Annotated in this window: 19 protein-coding genes; 12 read left to right on the top strand and 7 right to left on the bottom strand. The window is 71.1% G+C overall.

What is annotated here, in order from left to right:
- Window positions 1–27: 27 nt before the first annotated feature.
- A complete protein-coding gene (gene dnaN, locus EDD40_RS23320; protein WP_123744824.1) occupies window positions 28–1,164 on the bottom strand; it encodes a DNA polymerase III subunit beta in 1,137 nt (378 codons plus the stop codon).
- Between the two features lie 1,161 nt (window positions 1,165–2,325).
- Entirely contained in the window at window positions 2,326–3,885 is a 1,560-nt protein-coding gene (gene dnaA / locus EDD40_RS23325; protein WP_123744825.1) for a chromosomal replication initiator protein DnaA, read from the bottom strand.
- A gap of 474 nt (window positions 3,886–4,359) precedes the next feature.
- Here dnaA and rpmH point away from each other — a divergent pair, with 474 nt between their 5' ends.
- Genes rpmH through EDD40_RS23350 form a run of 5 tightly spaced genes read left to right on the top strand, consistent with a single transcriptional unit; the run spans window position 4,360 to window position 6,867 of the window.
- Window positions 4,360–4,503: a 50S ribosomal protein L34 gene (gene rpmH, locus EDD40_RS23330; protein WP_053714552.1), complete on the top strand. Its 144-nt coding sequence runs from the start codon at window positions 4,360–4,362 to the stop codon at window positions 4,501–4,503.
- A 13-nt stretch (window positions 4,504–4,516) separates the two neighbouring features.
- Window positions 4,517–4,975 (top strand): ribonuclease P protein component, encoded by a 459-nt coding sequence (rnpA, locus tag EDD40_RS23335; RefSeq protein ID WP_123744826.1) that lies wholly within the window; start codon window positions 4,517–4,519, stop codon window positions 4,973–4,975.
- Window positions 4,972–5,244 carry a membrane protein insertion efficiency factor YidD gene (yidD, locus tag EDD40_RS23340; RefSeq protein WP_053714550.1) on the top strand — a complete coding sequence of 91 codons (273 nt, stop codon included), beginning with the start codon at window positions 4,972–4,974 and terminating at the stop codon, window positions 5,242–5,244. The genes rnpA and yidD overlap by 4 nt, the downstream gene beginning before the upstream one ends.
- Window positions 5,245–5,247: 3 nt before the next feature.
- Window positions 5,248–6,306, top strand: coding sequence for a membrane protein insertase YidC (yidC, locus tag EDD40_RS23345; RefSeq protein WP_123744827.1), 1,059 nt, complete (start codon window positions 5,248–5,250; stop codon window positions 6,304–6,306).
- An 18-nt stretch (window positions 6,307–6,324) separates the two neighbouring features.
- A complete protein-coding gene (locus EDD40_RS23350; RefSeq protein WP_053714548.1) occupies window positions 6,325–6,867 on the top strand; it encodes a Jag family protein in 543 nt (180 codons plus the stop codon).
- Between the two features lie 82 nt (window positions 6,868–6,949).
- Here the strand turns inward: EDD40_RS23350 and EDD40_RS42715 are convergent, their stop codons facing one another.
- Window positions 6,950–7,936 (bottom strand): methyltransferase domain-containing protein, encoded by a 987-nt coding sequence (locus tag EDD40_RS42715; protein WP_211348233.1) that lies wholly within the window; start codon window positions 7,934–7,936, stop codon window positions 6,950–6,952.
- Between the two features lie 46 nt (window positions 7,937–7,982).
- Between EDD40_RS42715 and EDD40_RS23360 the strand changes: the two genes are divergently transcribed.
- From EDD40_RS23360 to EDD40_RS23375, 4 genes are all read left to right on the top strand, one after another.
- Window positions 7,983–8,441, top strand: coding sequence for an NUDIX hydrolase (locus tag EDD40_RS23360; RefSeq protein WP_123744828.1), 459 nt, complete (start codon window positions 7,983–7,985; stop codon window positions 8,439–8,441).
- Between the two features lie 165 nt (window positions 8,442–8,606).
- A complete protein-coding gene (rsmG, locus tag EDD40_RS23365; RefSeq protein ID WP_123744829.1) occupies window positions 8,607–9,284 on the top strand; it encodes a 16S rRNA (guanine(527)-N(7))-methyltransferase RsmG in 678 nt (225 codons plus the stop codon).
- 152 nt (window positions 9,285–9,436) lie between these two features.
- Window positions 9,437–10,309 (top strand): ParA family protein, encoded by an 873-nt coding sequence (locus tag EDD40_RS23370; protein WP_308257267.1) that lies wholly within the window; start codon window positions 9,437–9,439, stop codon window positions 10,307–10,309.
- On the top strand, window positions 10,306–11,298 hold the full coding sequence (locus EDD40_RS23375; protein ID WP_123744830.1) for a ParB/RepB/Spo0J family partition protein: 993 nt from the start codon (window positions 10,306–10,308) through the stop codon (window positions 11,296–11,298). The genes EDD40_RS23370 and EDD40_RS23375 overlap by 4 nt, the downstream gene beginning before the upstream one ends.
- 178 nt (window positions 11,299–11,476) lie before the next feature.
- Here the strand turns inward: EDD40_RS23375 and EDD40_RS23380 are convergent, their stop codons facing one another.
- Window positions 11,477–12,421, bottom strand: a complete 945-nt coding sequence (locus tag EDD40_RS23380) for a D-alanine--D-alanine ligase family protein (RefSeq protein ID WP_123744831.1) — start codon at window positions 12,419–12,421, stop codon at window positions 11,477–11,479.
- Window positions 12,422–12,434: 13 nt separating this feature from the next.
- Window positions 12,435–13,751 carry an aminotransferase-like domain-containing protein gene (locus EDD40_RS23385; protein ID WP_123744832.1) on the bottom strand — a complete coding sequence of 439 codons (1,317 nt, stop codon included), beginning with the start codon at window positions 13,749–13,751 and terminating at the stop codon, window positions 12,435–12,437.
- Between the two features lie 144 nt (window positions 13,752–13,895).
- Here EDD40_RS23385 and EDD40_RS23390 point away from each other — a divergent pair, with 144 nt between their 5' ends.
- Together EDD40_RS23390 and EDD40_RS23395 are read left to right on the top strand one after the other, a co-directional pair.
- The gene (locus tag EDD40_RS23390; RefSeq protein WP_123744833.1) at window positions 13,896–14,534 is read left to right on the top strand and encodes a GNAT family N-acetyltransferase; all 639 of its coding nucleotides are present in this window, start codon (window positions 13,896–13,898) and stop codon (window positions 14,532–14,534) included.
- Between the two features lie 73 nt (window positions 14,535–14,607).
- Window positions 14,608–15,366 carry an ArsR/SmtB family transcription factor gene (locus EDD40_RS23395; protein WP_123744834.1) on the top strand — a complete coding sequence of 253 codons (759 nt, stop codon included), beginning with the start codon at window positions 14,608–14,610 and terminating at the stop codon, window positions 15,364–15,366.
- Here the strand turns inward: EDD40_RS23395 and EDD40_RS23400 are convergent.
- Window positions 15,363–15,782 (bottom strand): hypothetical protein, encoded by a 420-nt coding sequence (locus EDD40_RS23400; protein ID WP_123744835.1) that lies wholly within the window; start codon window positions 15,780–15,782, stop codon window positions 15,363–15,365. The genes EDD40_RS23395 and EDD40_RS23400 overlap by 4 nt on opposite strands.
- Window positions 15,783–15,822: 40 nt before the next feature.
- On the opposite strand from EDD40_RS23400, the gene EDD40_RS23405 reads away from it, so the two are divergent.
- Complete coding sequence (locus EDD40_RS23405) at window positions 15,823–16,047, top strand: hypothetical protein (RefSeq protein ID WP_123744836.1); 225 nt, start codon at window positions 15,823–15,825, stop codon at window positions 16,045–16,047.
- A gap of 285 nt (window positions 16,048–16,332) precedes the next feature.
- Here the strand turns inward: EDD40_RS23405 and EDD40_RS23410 are convergent, their stop codons facing one another.
- Window positions 16,333–17,475 carry an N-acetylmuramoyl-L-alanine amidase gene (locus tag EDD40_RS23410; RefSeq protein WP_123744837.1) on the bottom strand — a complete coding sequence of 381 codons (1,143 nt, stop codon included), beginning with the start codon at window positions 17,473–17,475 and terminating at the stop codon, window positions 16,333–16,335.
- Window positions 17,476–17,607: the final 132 nt, after the last annotated feature.

Raw genomic sequence — 17,607 nt, forward strand, 5'->3', positions numbered from 1 at the left:
CCTAGCGTCTGTGGATGGCGTTGTGGATCAGCCGGGCAGGCGCACGGGCATCAGCAGGTAGAGGTAGCCCGGCGCCACGTTCCCATCCTCGTCCACCGGCTTGAGCAGTGCGGGCCGACTGGGTGTGGTGAAGGACAAGTGCGCCCGCGGCGTGCGGACGGCCTGGAGCCCTTCGAGGAGGTAGGTCGGGTTGAACGCGATGGTGACCGCGTCGCCGGTGTAGTCGACCGGCAGCTCCTCCTCGGCGCTGCCCTCGTCGTCGCCGCCGGCGGACAGGCGCAGGCCGCTGTCCACGAACTCCAGCCGGACCTGCGTGCCGCGTTCGGCGACCAGCGACACGCGCTTGATCGCCTGCACCAGCGCGTCGACCTCGATGATCGCGGCGGCCGAGTGCTCGGTGGGCAGCAGCTGGCGGTACTTGGGGAAGTCGGCGTCGAGCAGGCGGGTGGTCGTGCGGCGGCCCGTGCCGGACAGGCCGAGCAGGCCGTCGTTCGCGGCGAGGGACAGCTCGACCTTCGCGCCGGACGCGCCGAGCGTCTTCGCGGAGTCGTTGAGGGTCTTGGCCGGCACGAGCACGGCGACCTCGCCGAGGGACTCGTTCGGCTCCCACGGGAACTCGCGCATGGCGAGCCGGAAGCGGTCGGTGGCGACCAGGGTCACCTTGCCCTCGCCGATCTCCAGCCGGACGCCGGTCAGCATCGGCAGCGTGTCGTCCTTGCCCGCCGCGACGGCGACCTGGGTGACGGCCTCGGCGAAGAGCTCGCCGGGAAGCTCGCCGGCGAGCTGCGGCATGGACGGCAGCTGCGGGTAGTCCTCGACCGGCATGGTCGGCAGGCTGAACCGGGCGCTGCCGCAGGAGATCGTCATCCGGGAGCCGTCGACCGCGATCTCGACCGGGTGGTTCGGCAGCGCCTTGGTGATGTCGGCCAGCAGCCGTCCGCTGACGAGCGCCTTGCCGCCGTCGGCGATCGTGGCCGGGACGCCGCACTGGGCGGACACCTCGTAGTCGAAGCCGGAGACGGTCAGCGCCTCGCCGGAGCCGTCCTCCGCCCCGGCGTCGAGCAGGATGCCGCCGAGCACCGCCACAGGCGGCCTGGACGGCAGGCTGCGGGCGACCCAGGCGACGGCGTCGGCCAGGCCGTCGCGCTCGACGCGGATCTTCATGAGGCGTCCTTCCTCAAGTCGGCATGACCAACAACAGCATGCGTTGCGGTGGGGGTTGGGGAGCCGCGGCCCTCGCCGGATCTTCCGACCCTCGGCGCGGAGGCTCCCCACCGTAGAGCGTCGGGGCGGGCTTCGTCACCTCGGGGCTGCCCGGGGACGAGGCGCTGCCGAGCGCTCGTCCCCGGGCCCGACCGCCGCCTGTTTTTTCTTTGTTCTTCTCTTCAAGGGAAGACAACAGCAACAGCAGTAGGGCCTGTGGATTGTGTGGACAACCCCGGTTTCCGCAGCGTGTCGCCCGCTTGGAGGTGTGGATGGACACGGGGTGTCACCCGGGGACAAGTCGGTGTCCCCGGGGAGAACTCGCGGGCTCCTCCGTTCGGTCCACAGGAAGGCCGAGTTGTCCCCGGGTTAATCCCCGGGTGTGGGCCGAGTTGTACCCGGGTGCTGCACAGGGTGATGGTGGGCCGAATCTCCCCTGAGGGGCCGCTTTTCCGGGCCTGTGGACAACCCGTGGCCCGCGGTTCACCAGCGCCGGCACCTGCGACGAGGTCGTTGGGCCGCACCGGGAACGCCCTTTTCGCGGCCCTCGTGGGGCGGGGGTACCTCACACGGGTGACATGAAACGACCCCCGTCGGCCCCGGGCGCCACGCCCGGGTGACGCGGGCGCCTGATCAGGCGCGGGTGGGCCGGCGCGGTCGCGGCACCCGGGTGCCGCCGGCGGGTCCGGTTCGCACCCGGGTGCGGTGCGGCCCGTCCCCGGGTGCGACAGCGGCACCCGGGGACGGGAGGGGCCGCACCCGGGGACGGGAGGGGCGGGTGCCGGGCCGGCCGGAGGCGCGCTTCGACGACGGCTGCGCGCGGGCCGTTCCGGGGTGGGCTGCCGGCCGGCGCGCCGGGGCGCTGTGGGTGCCCCGCGGCCGTGCCGGGTGCGGGCGGCCGGGTGCGGGTGCCGGGCGGCTGGAGCACGCGTGCCGGGACAAGGGGTGCCGGAGGCGGGCCACCGGGTCGCCGAGCGGGTCGACCGGCGGGCGTGGCGGCGTCGGCGTCGGCTCAGGTGCCGGGCCGGTCGGGGCGGCGAAAGCCGGCGCCGCGCCTGGACGTGGCCGGGCGCGGCGCGGGTGGTGGGGGTGGTGCGGACGCAGAGCGCAAGCGTTTGCGGGTCAGGGGGTGTGGCGGGCGCGCTGCTTGATGCGCGACGTCAGCTCCTGCACCTGCTCGTACACCCGGCGGCGCTCGGCCATCTCCTTGCGGATCTTCTTGTCCGCGTGCATGACCGTCGTGTGGTCGCGGCCGCCGAACGTCTGGCCGATCTTCGGCAGCGACAGGTCCGTCAGCTCGCGGCACAGGTACATGGAGATCTGCCGCGCCTGGGCCAGGACCTTCGTCTTGCCGGGGCCGCACAGGTCGTCTATGGACACGGAGAAGAACTCCGCGGTGACCGCCATGATCGTGGGCGCGGTGATCTCCGGGGCGTGCGAGTCCGGGATCAGGTCGCGCAGCACTATCTCGGCCAGCTGCACGTCGACCGGCTGCCGGTTGAGCGAGGCGAACGCGGTGACGCGGATGAGCGCGCCCTCCAGCTCGCGGATGTTCCGCTCGATCCGGGCCGCGATGAACTCCAGCACCTCGGCGGGCGCGGCCAGCCGGTCCTGCGCGGCCTTCTTGCGCAGGATGGCGATCCGCGTCTCCAGCTCGGGCGGCTGGATGTCGGTGATCAGGCCCCACTCGAACCGCGTCCGCAGCCGGTCCTCCAACGTCTCCAGCCGCTTGGGCGGCCGGTCGGAGGACACCACGATCTGCTTGTTCGAGTTGTGCAGCGTGTTGAAGGTGTGGAAGAACTCCTCCTGCGTGCCTTCCTTGCCCTCCAGGAACTGGATGTCGTCGACCAGCAGCACGTCGATGTCCCGGTACCGGCGCTGGAAGGCGACCTTGCGGTCGTCGCGCAGGGAGTTGATGAAGTCGTTGGTGAACTCCTCGGTCGACACGTACCGCACCCGCATGCCGGGAAACAGCCGCTGGGCGTAGTGCCCGACCGCGTGCAGCAGGTGCGTCTTGCCGAGCCCGGACTCGCCCCAGATGAACAGCGGGTTGTACGCGCGGGCGGGCGCCTCGGCGACGGCCACCGCGGCGGCGTGCGCGAAGCGGTTGGACGCGCCGATGACGAACGTGTCGAAGTTGTACTTCTCGTTCAGCCTGGTCTGCGAGGACGCCGGGTTGGCCGGCCGGGTGTAGGGCGTGCCGCTCGGCGCGGCGTGCCCGCCGCTGAACGTCGGCCAGATCTCGGTGACCGCGGCGAGCGCCTCGCCCTCCTCGTCGACCTCGTCGCCTTCGCCCTCGGTGTCGCCCTCGACCTCCGCCTCGACGGCGAGGCCGCCGTTGATCGAGACCAGGCCCGGCGGCGGTCCGGGAACAGGCACGGGCACCGGAACCGGCACCGGGATCTGCGCCGTCGGCGGATCGGGCGAGTCGACCTTCACGGCCAGCGAGACGGCCCGGCCGAGCCTGCGGGACAGGGCGGCGGTGATGGGCTCGCGCAGCGCGCGCTCGATGGCTTCCTTGGCGAAGTCACTCGGCGCGGCGAGCAGCGCGGTCCCGTCGAGCAGCCCGATGGGTCGGGTCACGCGCATCCACGCGCGCTGTTGGGGGGACAACGTGCTGGCGGCGAGCTCCTGCACGACCTGTTCCCACACGAGACCCAGATCGGTCTGGTGGTCGGACACCTCCGCGCTCCCCTCCCCTCGGTGACGTCTTCGCGGTCAGTCCCCGGGGAACTTCCACGACGTGGACACGGAGGATAGAGGCATCCACAGAGTTATCCACAACTGTGCACGAACGCGGCCCGGAGCGCAGCGGATCCCCCCGTTGCCCCCGAACACCCGCGGCCGGCGTGGCGGGGGCTGTCGTCCCTCGTCAGCCCGGCCCGCGTCACCCCGCACCACCCGCGAAGGCAGCACGCTAACAAGGCGCGGGCCTTGCCACAAGACGTACGGCCGCGCAAGCCCTTTTCGTGCGCGCAACGCCGCTGCGACGCCGCCGGGCGCCCCCGGGTGCGACCCCGATTTGAACCGCGCCCCCGGAGCTGCGTACCCTCGTAACCGTCTCCCGCTTGCGTGGGGTGCTTTTCGCGCGCCTAAGGCTTGATCGCTGGGGACAACCACAGACCTGCTTGGCAGTTAAGCACCGGGAGTCCGACCGTGAGCAAGGGTAAGCGCACCTTCCAGCCCAACAACCGTCGCCGTGCGAAGACGCACGGGTTCCGGCTGCGCATGCGCACCCGCGCCGGTCGCGCCATCCTGGCCGCGCGCCGGGGCAAGGGCCGCACGCAGCTGTCCGCCTGATCGCCGCAGCGCCGTGCTGCCCGCGGCCAATCGGCTGACCCGCAGCCAGGACTTCGGCCTGGTGGTCCGCCGAGGCCGCCGGGCCGGCCGGTCCCGGCTGGTGGTGCACGTCCTGACACCGACGCCGTCCGACGGCGCCTCGGCGCAGCGACGTGCCCCGACAGCCCCCGATGGAGCTTCGGCGGAGCAACGCACCCCGACAGCCTCCAATGGCGCCTCGGCGGAGCAACGCACCTCGGCGCAGCCCACCTTGGACCCGTCCAAGGTGGGCTTCGTCGTGAGCAAGGCCGTGGGCAACTCCGTGGTCCGCCACCGGGTGAGCCGCAAGCTCCGGCACCTGGTGCGGGACCGGCTCGCCGTGCTGCCGCCCGGAACTTCGGTGGTCGTGCGAGCGTTGGCACCGTCAGCCGATGCGGACAGCGCCGAGCTCGGCCGTGACCTCGACGCGGCGCTGCACAAGGTGCTGCGATGACGACCGTCCAGGTGAGCCCCGTCGTGCGGGCGCTGCTGCTCCCGGTGCGCTTCTACCGGAAGTTCATCTCACCGGCGCTGCCCCCGACCTGCCGTTTCCACCCGAGTTGCAGCGCGTACGCGGTGGAGGCGTTGACCGTCCACGGTGCGCTGCGCGGTTCCTGGCTGACCCTCCGCCGTCTGGGTCGCTGCGGACCCTGGCACCCTGGTGGCCTGGACCCGGTTCCGCCGAGGCGAAACGCGGTCCCCGACCTTCCTGCCGAGGAGTAGCTAGTGCTCAACTTCATCTACTACCCGGTGTCCTTCATCCTGTGGTGTTGGCACTGGGTGTTCGGCCACGTCTTCGGCGAGTCGAGCGGGTTCGCGTGGGCGCTGTCCGTGGTGTTCCTCGTCTTCACCCTGCGCGCGATCCTGTTCAAGCCGTTCGTCGGCCAGGTCCGCTCGATGCGCAAGATGCAGGAGTTCGCGCCCGAGCTCCAGAAGATCAAGAAGAAGTACGCGAACGACAAGCAGCGCCAGGCGCAGGAGATGCAGAAGCTCCAGTCGGAGCACGGCGTCAACCCGCTGGGCGGCTGCCTGCCGATGCTGGTGCAGATCCCGGTGTTCATCGGCCTGTTCCACGTGCTGCGCTCGTTCAAGCCCGGCTGGGGCGAGGTCTACTTCTTCGACGCCCAGGGCGTGGAGTCGTTCGTCAACGCGAAGCTGTTCGGCGCGAACCTGTCGACGTTCATCACGATGCCGTGGGACGACCCGAACCAGCCGTCGCTGACGGACTTCGGCACCGAGCGCAGCGCGGTGCTGTACGTGGCCATCCCGTTGATGATCATCGCGTCGATCGCGACCCACTTCACCGCGCGCCACTCGGTGGCCCGGCAGACGCAGGCCGCGACGGACAACCCGCAGACCGCGATCATGAACAAGCTGACGCTCTACATCTTCCCGCTGGGCGTGCTCGTCGGTGGTCTCTTCTTCCCCATCGCGATCCTGCTCTACTGGCTGAGCAACAACGCGTGGACGCTGGGCCAGCAGTACGTCGTGTACCACCGCATCGACCGCGAGGAAGAGGCGAAGAAGGTGGAGGCCACCGCGCAGCGGTCGGCGCTCGCCCCGAAGCCGGGCGTGAAGCCCGTGACCAAGCCCAAGCCCGGCCAGAAGCCGCAGCCGCAGCGCAAGCCCGCGGGCGCCCAGCCCGCCGCCGACGACGCCGCGGAGGTCAAGGCCACCCCGGACGTGAGCGAGTCGACCTCGACCGCGAAGCCGTCCACCGAGGTTCCCGGTCTGAGCCCAGACCGATCCCCTGGCAAGAAGCAGGGCAACAAGAAGCGTCGTTGACCCTGGAGAGGAGACATCGTGTCGGAGACGTTGCAGGCGGCCGACGTGGACGCACCGGAGGCCGACAAGGTTCCGCCGGCGCGCTCGGGGAGCTCGGAGGACCTGCTCGTCCAGGAGGGCGACATCGCCGGGGACTACCTCGAGCGGCTGTTGGACCTGCTCGACTACGACGGCGACATCGACCTCGACGTCGAGGCGGGTCGGGCGATCGTGAGCATCGACGGCGGTGACGACCTGGAGAAGCTGGTCGGTCCCCGCGGCACGGTCCTGGAGTCGTTGCAGGAGCTGACCCGGCTCGCCGTCCAGCAGGAGACGGGCGTGCGCAGCCGCCTCATGCTCGACATCGCCGGCTGGCGCGCCGGACGGCGTGCCGAGCTCGCCGACCTCGGCCGGACCACGGCCGAGAAGGTGGTGGCGACGGGCGAGAAGGTGCGGCTGCACCCGATGACCCCGTTCGAGCGGAAGGTCGTGCACGACGCCGTCGCCGCCGTGGCGGGGGTGCACAGCGAGAGCGAGGGCGAGGAGCCCCAGCGTCGCGTGGTGGTGCTGCCGAAGCCCTGAGCGGGCTGATCGAGCAGAACGTCCGAACGGCCCCGGTCCCGATGGGATCGGGGCCGTTCGCGTTCCCGGGGTCGGCCGGAGGTCAGGCCCGCACCAGGTACCGCTCGTCGGTGACCTCCCGTCCCCAGAGGGCCGGGTCGGTGAGCGGGTGCACGTCCCCCTCCCCCAGCAGCGCCACGCACTCGGCGGCGGTGAGACCCGCGCCGGTGGACCAGCGACCCTCGACGAGGACCAGGCGACCGCCCGGCTTGAGGAGGGCGCGCCACCGGTCGAGCGCGGCGGCCGGGTCGGGCAGCGCCCAGAGGACGTGCCGGGCGAGCACGACGTCGAAGCTGCCCGGCGGGTACGGCGGGTCCGCCGCGTCGCCTCGGCGGAAGTCGACACCGGGCGCCTTGGCGCGGGCCACCGCGAGCATCCGCTCGGAGAGGTCGAGGCCGCACGCGCGGTGGCCGGCCTCGGCGAGCAGCGCGGTGAGGCTGCCCGTGCCGCAGCCGAGGTCGACCACCGCGGCCGGAGCGGGTGGGAGCCTCGGCAGGAGCACGTCGGCCCACGCCTGCCGCACGGCCGGGTCGCGCAGCCCATGGTCGGCCTCCTCGTCGAACGTCGCGGCTTGGTCGTCCCAGAACCGCGCTTGAGCGAAGGTGGTCAGCCACGCTCGCTGTTCGGCGGTCTCCGGGACCGGCCGCCCGCGCGCCGCGGAGATCGCCTGCCACGCCGCCTCGGGTGACGCGCCGTCCAGCACGAGGAGCGCGCCAGCGAGCAAGGACGAGCGACCGATCCCGGCCCGGCAGTGCACCACGACGTGCCGGCCGGCCCGCAGGTCGCGCAGCACGGGGTCGAGGTCCGGAGCGGCCGCGGGCACGCCGAAGTCCGGGATCGGCAGCCAGTGGAAGGTGAGGCCGGCCGCGCGGGCGGCGACGGGTTCGCCGGCCAGGTCGAGCTCGGCCAGCTCCGTCTCGGTGAGGGCGCACACGATCACCTCCACGCCGGACGCCGCCAGGTCGGCGATGTGCCGGAGGCTGTGCGGGGGTCCCATCGTGCTCAGCGAGCCCGGCCTGATCGTGTGCACGAGCCACCTCTTCCCCTCGTCGTGTTCCACGTGAAACGGTCGCGGGATGACAGGGACCACCCGGAAACTCCGCGTCGCCGCCTACGCCGTGATCATCGAAGACGACCGGTTGCTGCTCTCCCGCTGGCTCGGTCCGGACCGGCCGAGGTGGATCCTGCCCGGCGGTGGGCTCGACCACGGTGAGGACCCGTACGACGCGGTGGTCCGCGAGGTGTCCGAGGAGACCGGCTACCGAGCGGAGGTCGACCGGTTGCTCGGCATCCAGAACGTCTACGGACCTATGGTGCGCGACGGCGTCGAGGTCGACTACCACCGCATCCGGATCCTGTACGAGGCGCACGTCGTCGGAGGCGAGTTGACGTTCGAGATCGGCGGGAGCACGGACCGGGCGGCGTGGTTCCCGCTCGACGAGGTGCCCGGGTTGGATCACGTCGAGTCGGTCGACTACGCGTTGGAACTCCTGCGCGTGCTGCCGAAGGACGGCCGGATTGAAAGTTTCACGTGAAACGCGACTCGGATTTGGCGTGTCGCCGGGGTGATCCGTCATAGTGGGGGCCGGCACATCTCGTGGGGCTCACCGCCTCCTTGGCGAGACGCCCAACCCCATCGCCCACACCCGGCCGCCGCCGGCGTCTGGTGTGGTTTCACGTGAAACGTCCCGGACGGAGACATGGCCGCAGAGGTGGAAGACCGCGCGAAGAAGGTCTTCGGTGACCACTACGACAAGGCGGTCGCCTTCACGGCACTGCTCACCGAGCACGGCGTCGAACGCGGGCTGATCGGCCCGCGGGAGGTCGACCGGCTCTGGGAGCGCCACATCCTCAACTCCGCCGTCGTGGCGGAACTGCTCCCCCAAGGCGCACGGGTCGTGGACGTCGGCTCGGGCGCGGGACTGCCGGGCATCCCCCTGGCGATCGCGCGGCCCGACCTCGACCTCACGCTCCTGGAGCCGATGGCACGCCGGGTGGCGTGGCTGACCGAGTGCGTCGAGGCCCTCGACCTCGACGTCACCGTGGTCCGCGGGCGGGCCGAGGAACCACCGGTGCGGGATCAGCTGTCCGACAGCGACGTCGTGACGGCCCGCGCGGTCGCTCCGCTGGAACGGCTGACGCGGTGGTGCCTGCCGCTGCTCCGGCCGGGTGGACGTCTGGTCGCTCTCAAGGGCGAGAGCGCCGCGGAAGAACTGGAACGCGACGCCGAGGCGGTGCGCCGGGCCGGAGGGATCCGACCTCGCGTCACCACCTGCGGTGGCGAAGTACTCGAACTGCCGACGACGGTCGTGCTCGTGGAGCGCGATGAGCAGGCGAGCCGCCGTGAAGGCGCGCGTCGCAGAAGGAAGGTTCGGTGAACGTGTACCCCGACCCCCTGCAACCGGTGTTCCAAGCGGCCGGTGTTTCACGTGAAACCGATCCTGAAGGCGCGGTGGGTGCGGGCGCAGTGCTCCGCCCCGCAGCCGAGTCGAATCTGGCAAACAACGTGGAACCGGCAGGAGACAGCACCGTGTGGACCCCCATCGCGGAAGAAGCGGCACGCGCCACCCGCGTCCTGCACCCCGACTCCCTCCAACTCCCCCGTCCGGACCGTCGCCGGGTCATGGTGGTCGCCAACCAGAAGGGTGGCGTCGGCAAGACCACGAGCACGGTGAACCTGGCCGCCGCGCTCGCCATCCACGGGCTCAAGGTGCTCGTCATCGACCTCGACCCGCAGGGCAACGCGAGCACGGCGCTGGCCGTCGAGCACCGCTCCGGCACGCCGTCGGTGTACGAGGTGCTCATCGGTGAGCTGTCCGTGGCCGAGGCGGCTCAGGTCAGCAACCAGTCCCCCAACCTGTACTGCGTGCCGGCCACCATCGACCTGGCGGGCGCGGAGATCGAGCTGGTCTCGATGGTCGCCCGCGAGTCGCGGCTGAAGGAAGCGCTGAGCCCCGAGGCGCTGGATTCCATCAAGCCGGACTACGTGTTCATCGACTGCCCGCCTTCGCTCGGCCTGCTGACCGTCAACGCGATGGTCGCCGCGCAGGAGGTGCTGATCCCGATCCAGTGCGAGTACTACGCGCTGGAGGGGCTGGGACAGCTGCTGCGCAACATCGAGCTGGTGCAGGCGCACCTGAACCCGACGCTGAACGTGTCCACGATCCTGCTGACGATGTACGACGGCCGCACGAAGCTGGCCGACCAGGTGACCAGCGAGGTGCGCGGCCACTTCGGCGACACGGTCCTCAAAACGGTGATCCCGCGCAGCGTGAAGGTCTCCGAGGCACCAGGATTCGGTCAGACGGTGCTCACCTACGATCCCGGCTCACGGGGCGCGATGAGCTACCTCGACGCGGCACGGGAGATCGCCGAGTTCGGCGCGGAGATGGGGTCGGCATGACGGAACAGCGCAAGGGTGGCCTCGGCCGCGGGCTCGCGGCCCTGATCCCGAGCGGCCCACCTCCCGGCACACCGTCGGCGCCGTCGTCGGCCCGGGCGGGCTCCAACGGGTCGTCGAACGGGGCGTCCACCCCTGCGCCCTCCCCCGACCCCACGGGGGAGGTGGCCGGCGCGGTGTACCAGGAGCTGCCGGTCACGGCTATTCGAACGAACCCGAAGCAGCCGCGGCAGGTGTTCGACGAAGAGGCGCTGCGGGAGCTGGAGCACTCGATCCGCGAGTTCGGGCTGATGCAGCCCATCGTGGTGCGGGCGATCGGGCCGGACCACTACGAGCTCGTCATGGGCGAGCGGCGGTGGCGGGCGACCCAGCTGGCGGGGTTGAAGACGATCCCGGCGATCGTGCGGCACACCGCCGACGACGTGATGCTGCGGGACGCGCTGTTGGAGAACATCCATCGCGTGCAGCTGAACCCGTTGGAAGAGGCGTCGGCCTACCAGCAGCTGCTGGAGGAGTTCGGTGTGACGCACGAGGAGCTGGCGGACCGGATCGGCCGGAGCCGGCCGGTGGTGACGAACACGATCCGGCTGCTGAAGCTGCCGCTGCCGGTGCAGCGCCGCGTGGCGGCCGGGGTGTTGTCGGCGGGGCACGCGCGGGCGCTGCTGGGGGTCGAGGACCCCGGGGTGCAGGAGGAGCTGGCCACCCGGATCATCGCCGAGGGGATGTCGGTCCGGGCCACCGAGGAAGCGGTGACGCTGGCCAAGGGTGCGGAGCCGGCCAAGGCGAAGGTCGTCCGCCGCAAGCCGATGCAGGCGCCGGGGTTGCAGGAGTTGGCGGAGCGGCTGTCGGACAACTTCGAGACGCGGGTGAAGGTGGAGCTGGGGCAGCGGAAGGGGCGGATCGTGGTGGAGTTCGGCTCCGTCGACGACTTGGAGCGGATCATCCAGCTCATGTCCCCCGAAGCGGCCCAGCGGGCGCGGGCCGCGGACTAGTTCCGGGGTCGATTTCGGCGTCCGACGAGCCCGTTCGAAGATCACTACCGGAGTGGTCGAAAATCGGACAAATGGGATTCGTTCGGGGTGCAGGGGATCACCCAGGGGTCTTTTGTCACGGTGACGATGACGGCCCGTGTCCATCCGGACACGGGCCGTCATCGTCGAGTGAGAGGGTCTAACGCGCGACTGCCCGCTCGACGAGCCCCGCGTAGATCTCCCCCAACGACCGACCGGCCGCCTCGACCGCCATCGGGAGGAGCGAGGTCTCGGTCAGACCGGGCGAGACGTTCACCTCCAGGAAGTGGACGGTGCCGTCCGGCGCGACGATGGCGTCGGTCCGGGAGACGTCGCGCAGACCCAGGAGGCGGTGGGCGGAGACCGCCAGCTCCCCGACCGCCTGGGCGGCCTTCTCGTCGAGGCGCGCCGGGGCGTGGAAGTCGGTGAGCCCCGCCGTGTAGCGGGCGGTGTAGTCGTAGACGCCGTTCTCCGGGACGATCTCGACCGGCGGCAGGGCGTGGGGACCGTCCGGTCCGTCCACCACCGCGACGGCCACCTCGACGCCCTCCACGAAGCGCTCGGCCAGGACCGTGTCACCGTAGGCCAGGCAACCGACCATCGCGGTCGGCAGCTCGGCGGCGTCGCGGACCACCTGGGCGCCCAGGGCCGAGCCGCCCTGGTCGGGCTTGAGCATGAGCGGCAGGCCGAGCCGGTCGACCATGGCGTCCAGGACCGGTCGGGCGCCCAGCTCGCGGAACGTGGCGTGCGACAGCACGGCCCACTCCGGGGTGGCCAGCCCGGCGCGGGCCAGCTCCCCCTTCGCGGTCGGCTTGTCCCACGCACGGCGGCAGGCGCGGGAGTCCGTGCCGACGAACGGGACGTTCATCAGCTCCAGGATCGTCTGCACCGAGCCGTTCTCGCCCTCGCCGCCGTGCAGCGCCACCACGACGGCGTCGGGACGGTGTTCCTTCAGGCGGGTGAGCAGGGTGCCGTCGGCGTCCCACTCCTCCACGACCAGGCCGACCGAGCGCAGCGCGGCGGACAGCCTGCGACCGGATCGCAAGGACACCTCCCGCTCGTGCGAAAGGCCCCCGGACAGGACTGCGACCCAGCGGTTGGACAACGTGTGCTCCTGATCAAGCGGTGTCGGGCGAAGGGCTGTGCGGACCGGAGACGGCGCGGCCCACGGTCGGGCCGAACGTCTCGTGCAGCTCGATCTCGTCCTTGATGACGTTCGCGAGCCGTCGCACGCCCTCGCGGATGCGTTCGGGCGTCGGGTAGCAGTACGAGATGCGCAGCTGGCGGCTGCCGAGGCCGTCGGCGTAGAAGCCGGTGCCCGACGCGTACGCCACGCGCTGGGTGATCGCGCGCGGCAGCATGGCCTTGGTGTCGATGCCCTCGGGCACGGTCACCCAGACGTAGAAGCCGCCGTTCGGCTTGTTCCACGTGGAACCAAGCGGCATGTGCTGCTCGAGGGACGAGATCGCCGCGTCCCGGCGTTCCCGGTAGGCCTCGCGGTAGGTCTTGATCTGACCCTTCCAGTCGTGCGTCGACAGGTAGCGCGACACGATCAGCTGGTTCAGGGTCGGCGGGCAGAGGGTGGCCGACTCGGCCGCCAGGACGAGCTTCTCCCGGACGGCGTGCGGCGCCAGGACCCAGCCCACCCGCAGGCCCGCGGCGAACGTCTTGGAGAACGAGCCCAGGTAGACGACGTTGTCCGGGTCGGTCGCGCGCAGGGCCGGGTACGTGACGCCGTCGAAGCCCAGCAGGCCGTACGGGTTGTCCTCGACCACGAGGATGCCGTGCGTGCGGCAGATCTCCAGGACCTCCGCCCGGCGCTGCACGGCGAGCGTGACGCCGGCCGGGTTGTGGAAGTTGGGGATCGTGTAGAGGAACTTGATCCGGCGGCCTGAGCGCTCCACCGAGGCGATGGCCTCGCGCAGGGCGTCCGGCATGAGGCCGTCCGCGTCCATGCCCACGTGGACGACCTGGGCCTGGTAAGCGGCGAACGAGCCCAGCGCGCCCACGTAGGACGGCCCCTCGGCCAGCACGACGTCACCCGGGTCGCAGAAGATGCGGGTGACCATGTCCAGGCCCATCTGGGAGCCGACGGTCACCACGACGTCGTCCGGGTGGGCGTTGATGCCCTCCAGCGCCATCACGTCGCAGATCTGCTCGCGCAGCTCGGGCACGCCGTGCGCGCTGCCGTACTGGAGCGCCACGAGTCCCTCGGTGGCCACGACGTCGGCCACCTCCGCGCTGAGGGACTCCAGCGGCAGTGCTGCCAGGTGCGGCATCCCTCCCGCCAGGGACACCACCTCAGGCCTGCTCGCCACCGCGAAGAGCGCCCGGATCTCCGATGCCGTCATGCCCGCCGTGCGCGCCGCGTACCGGCGCAGGTGGGGGTCGAGGCTTCTGGCTCCCTGCTTGGGGGGCACTCCGGGTAGGTTCACGGGAAACTCCGTAGGTGGCTGTTACCGGCGGGTTTGTTCCCGCCCGAGTGTAACGGCCGTCCCGTTCGGGGCATCTGCCTTCCGGGCAGGGGTCACATCCGCCTATCCTCGTGGGGGAAGTCTTTCGGGGGCTTGGAGGTCGGGGTGTCGCGTCGTGTCGTGGGCGTCACCTTGGACAACCTGGAGCACCTCTCCAAGCACAGTCGGACCTGCGTGTTCTGGGAGCTCGCGCCCCATCTGAAGGAGCAGGCCGAGGAGTTCGGGGACACCGAGTTCGAGAAGGAGGCCTGGGTCTCCAGCGTGCTGCTGGAGTGGGGTTCCTGCGGTCGGATCATCTACCTGGACGGGATTCCCGCCGGCTCGGTGTTCTACGCGCCCCCGCCGGCCGTGCCCCGGTCGTTGGCCTTCCCCACCTCCCCCGCCAGCCCCGACGCGGTGCTGATGACCGGGCTGGAGGTGCTGCCGGAGTTCCGCGGCGGCGGGCTCGGGCGGGTGCTCGTGCAGACGGTGGCCAAGGACCTCACGCGTCGCGGCGTGAAGGCGATCGAGGCGTTCGGCGACAACCGGCCGGAGGTCGACGGGCCGAGCTGCGTCACGCCGGCCGACTTCCTGCTCCAGGTCGGCTTCAAGACGGTGCGCCCCCACCCCCGGTGGCCGCGGTTGCGGCTGGAGCTGCGCAGCGCGTCTTCGTGGAAGGAAGACGTGGAGGCGGCGTTGGAGCGGCTGCTCAGCTCGGTGACGGTGACCGCCGCCCCGCCGGAGCCCAGTTTCAAGCCTGTCTGATCAGCCAGCCCCCTGAGCTGGGGGTTCATCGGCACGGGTTGACATGCAGTCAATTGCCTGCCTAACGTGCGGTGTGGACAAGGTGTTCAAGGCCCTGGCCGACGAGACCCGCCGCTACCTGCTGGACCGGCTGCACGAGGAGAACGGCCAGACGCTCGGCGAGCTGTGCGCCCGGCTGGGGATGACCAGGCAGTCCGTCACCCAGCACCTGGCCGTGCTGGAGGCGGCGAACCTGGTCAGCACCACCCGTCGGGGCCGGGAGAAGCTGCACTACCTCAACCCGGTGCCGCTGCACGAGGTGCAGGAGCGGTGGATCGACAAGTTCGAGCAGCCGCGGTTGCGGCTGCTCGGCGACGTGAAACGACGAGCGGAGGAACCGGTGAAGCCGGAGTTCGTGTACGTGACGTACATCGAGAGCACGCCCGAACGGGTGTGGGAGGCCCTGACCGACGAGGACCTGACGGCGAGCTACTGGGGCCACCGCAACGTCTCGGACTGGCAGGTCGGCTCGGCGTGGGCGCACCGGCGCGCGGACGGCTCCGACGTGGACGACGTGGTGGGCCGGGTCGTCGAGGCCGACCCGCCGCGCCGCCTGGTGACGACGTGGGTGGACCCGGCGGACCCGGCCGTGACCTCGACGGTGACGTTCCGCATCGAGGCGTACGGCGAGATCGTGCGACTGACCGTGACCCACTCGGGCCTGGCCGACGAGGCGGAGCGCGCGCAGGCGGCGTCCGGCTGGGCGGCGGTGCTGTCGAACCTGAAGTCGCTGCTGGAGACCGGGCACGTGCTGCCCGGCATCCCGTGGGAGATGCCCGCGCACTCCGGCTAGAAGCGGTCGACCTCGCAGTTCTCCAGCGTGCCGGACTGCAGCAGGTCGAGCGCCTGCTCGCTGACGACGAGCTGACCCTGGTCGGTGACGCCGAGGTCGTCCACCCCCGCCTGGCCGGTCACCTCCAGCCAGTGGAAGGTGGGCAGCTCCTTGCCCTCCAGCATCTCCTGCGCCTCGTCGGAGAGGGTCACCGTGGCGCGGCGGACGCGGAAGGCGTCCAAGCCGCTGTCGACCAGCGTGTCGGCCAGGTCGTCGGTCACCAGGTAGACCGGGAACGCCTCGATCAGGTCGTCGCCGGCCCAGTCGGTGATCTCGTAGTGCACCGCTTCGATGCGCGGCGGGTGGGCCCCGGCGTCGATCACGGTCCCTTCGTCCAACGCGCCGGCGACCTCGGGTTCGAGGCGGTAGAACTCCATCGTGCTCCTCACCGGCGGGGTCGGCCAATAAGATCGACTCGTGGACGTGGGTGTCGAGATCCAGGGCAAAGTACTCGCGATCATCGAGGGCTCGCGGGACTTCGTGAAGATTCGCACACTGCTCGACGGGTGGCAGGCCGACGGCATCCCGACCGGGCACCTGGTCGACGAGCTGACCGACCTGATGCTGGACCTGCGCGCCCAGAACCGCGCGGACGACGAGGACGCCGTCGCCGAGGTGCTGGACGTCCTGGCGGACTGGTAGCGGCCTCACCCGGTGGCTTTCGGGGGCCGTGACCTCGCACTGCCACTGGACGAGCGTTCGCCCGCTGCTCTCGCGACTGGCGCACGCACCCGTCAGCCAGGTGTTCGACCGTTCGGGAGGACGTCCGCCCACGGGAACCCGTCCAGCAACGCCTTCGCGGCGACGTCGTGCGGTAGGTGCGCCGGCTCTCGGGGTCGCGCTGGAGCCCGGCTCCACCGCACCTCGGTGGTCATGCCACCAGTTCCGGACTTGGTCGGAACCGGTGGCAGGCTGCCGCGGGCCGGGTCAGCGGAGCTTGCCGGTGGCCACCTCGTGCCGCAGCAGGTCGTCCATGGTGAAGGTGCCGGTCGGCTGGTCGTCCTTGCCCAGCAGGTACAGGCGCTTCACCGCGACCAGGATGCCCTCGGCGACCACGTCGCGGAACGACGGGTTGGCCAGCCGCTGCCGGTCGCCCGCGTTGGTCAGGTAGCCGACCTCCACGCGGACCGCCGTGCAGCGGGTCATCCGGAGCATGTCCCAGGTCTTCGGGTGCGTGCGGCAGTCGAGCAGGCCGGTGCGGGCGACGATCTCGCGCTGGATGAACCCGGCCAGCGCCTCGCCGACGGTGGACGACGTGCCGTTGCCCGTCCCGAAGTGGAACGTCGCCACACCGGACGCCAGGGGCGAGGCGTTGCGGTCGGTGTGCAGGGACAGGATCAGGTCGGCGCCCGCCTCGTTGGCGAACCGCGCCCGCTCACCCTCGTCCGGGTTGTGGTTGGGCCCGCGCGTGAGCAGGGCCTCCATGCCGGTGGCGGCCATCTTGCCCTCGAGCAGCCTGGCCAGGTCGAGCATGACGTCGGCCTCGGACACGCCGTCGACCACGACACCGCGGTCCTCGCCGCCGTGACCGGGGTCGATGATGATGCGCTTGCCGGACAGCCTCGGCCCGGCCCGCCGGACCCGCTCCTGCTCGCGCAGGAACACCGGCCGCCCGCCCCGCACCTTCGGCTGGAGCTGCCGCAGCGCGCGGACCGTGTCGGGGCCGCACATGCCGTCGACGATCAGCCCGTAGTCGCGTTGGAAGCTCCGCAACGCCTGCTCGGTCTGCTGACCGAACTCGCCGTTGGCCCGACCGGCGTCGTAACCCAGCTCCAGCAGGCGCTCCTGCAACGCGAACACGTCGTCACCGGTCACCGGCTGCGCCATGAGGAACGCGAGCGGGCGGTCGCCGAGCCGGTACGTCGCGTCGCGCAGGGCGCGGTAGGTGGCGGGGCCGACGAGACCGTCGGTGATGAGACCCCGCTGCTGCTGGAAGGCGCGCACCGCGTGCTCGACCGGCAGGTCGAACACCTGGGACGGCTGCGGATCGGACAGCAGACCGAGCTTCGTCAGCGTTGCCCTGACCTCGGCGACGTCCGGACCGAAATCCCCGCGGCGGAGTAGCAGCATGCACCCCTCGCTCACTAAGGCGCCGACATCCGTCGACGCGAACCTGACGACCTATTGTGCCTTGCTCGCGCCGATGCCACGGACGGGGCTACTGCGAGTGGTTACGGCTCCACAAACGAGTGACCCGTCCGT

The organism is Saccharothrix texasensis, assembly GCF_003752005.1.
GTDB lineage: Bacteria > Actinomycetota > Actinomycetes > Mycobacteriales > Pseudonocardiaceae > Actinosynnema > Actinosynnema texasense.

Excerpts from the sequence above, each read along its gene's own strand:
- dnaN (WP_123744824.1), bottom strand. The coding sequence starts at position 1,164 with ATGAAGATCCGCGTCGAGCGCGACGGCCTGGCCGACGCCGTCGCCTGG.
- yidD (WP_053714550.1), top strand. The coding sequence starts at position 4,972 with ATGACGACCGTCCAGGTGAGCCCCGTCGTGCGGGCGCTGCTGCTCCCG.
- EDD40_RS23410 (WP_123744837.1), bottom strand. The coding sequence starts at position 17,475 with ATGCTGCTACTCCGCCGCGGGGATTTCGGTCCGGACGTCGCCGAGGTC.
- EDD40_RS23375 (WP_123744830.1), top strand. The coding sequence starts at position 10,306 with ATGACGGAACAGCGCAAGGGTGGCCTCGGCCGCGGGCTCGCGGCCCTG.
- EDD40_RS23360 (WP_123744828.1), top strand. The coding sequence starts at position 7,983 with ATGACAGGGACCACCCGGAAACTCCGCGTCGCCGCCTACGCCGTGATC.
- rsmG (WP_123744829.1), top strand. The coding sequence starts at position 8,607 with ATGGCCGCAGAGGTGGAAGACCGCGCGAAGAAGGTCTTCGGTGACCAC.
- EDD40_RS23400 (WP_123744835.1), bottom strand. The coding sequence starts at position 15,782 with ATGGAGTTCTACCGCCTCGAACCCGAGGTCGCCGGCGCGTTGGACGAA.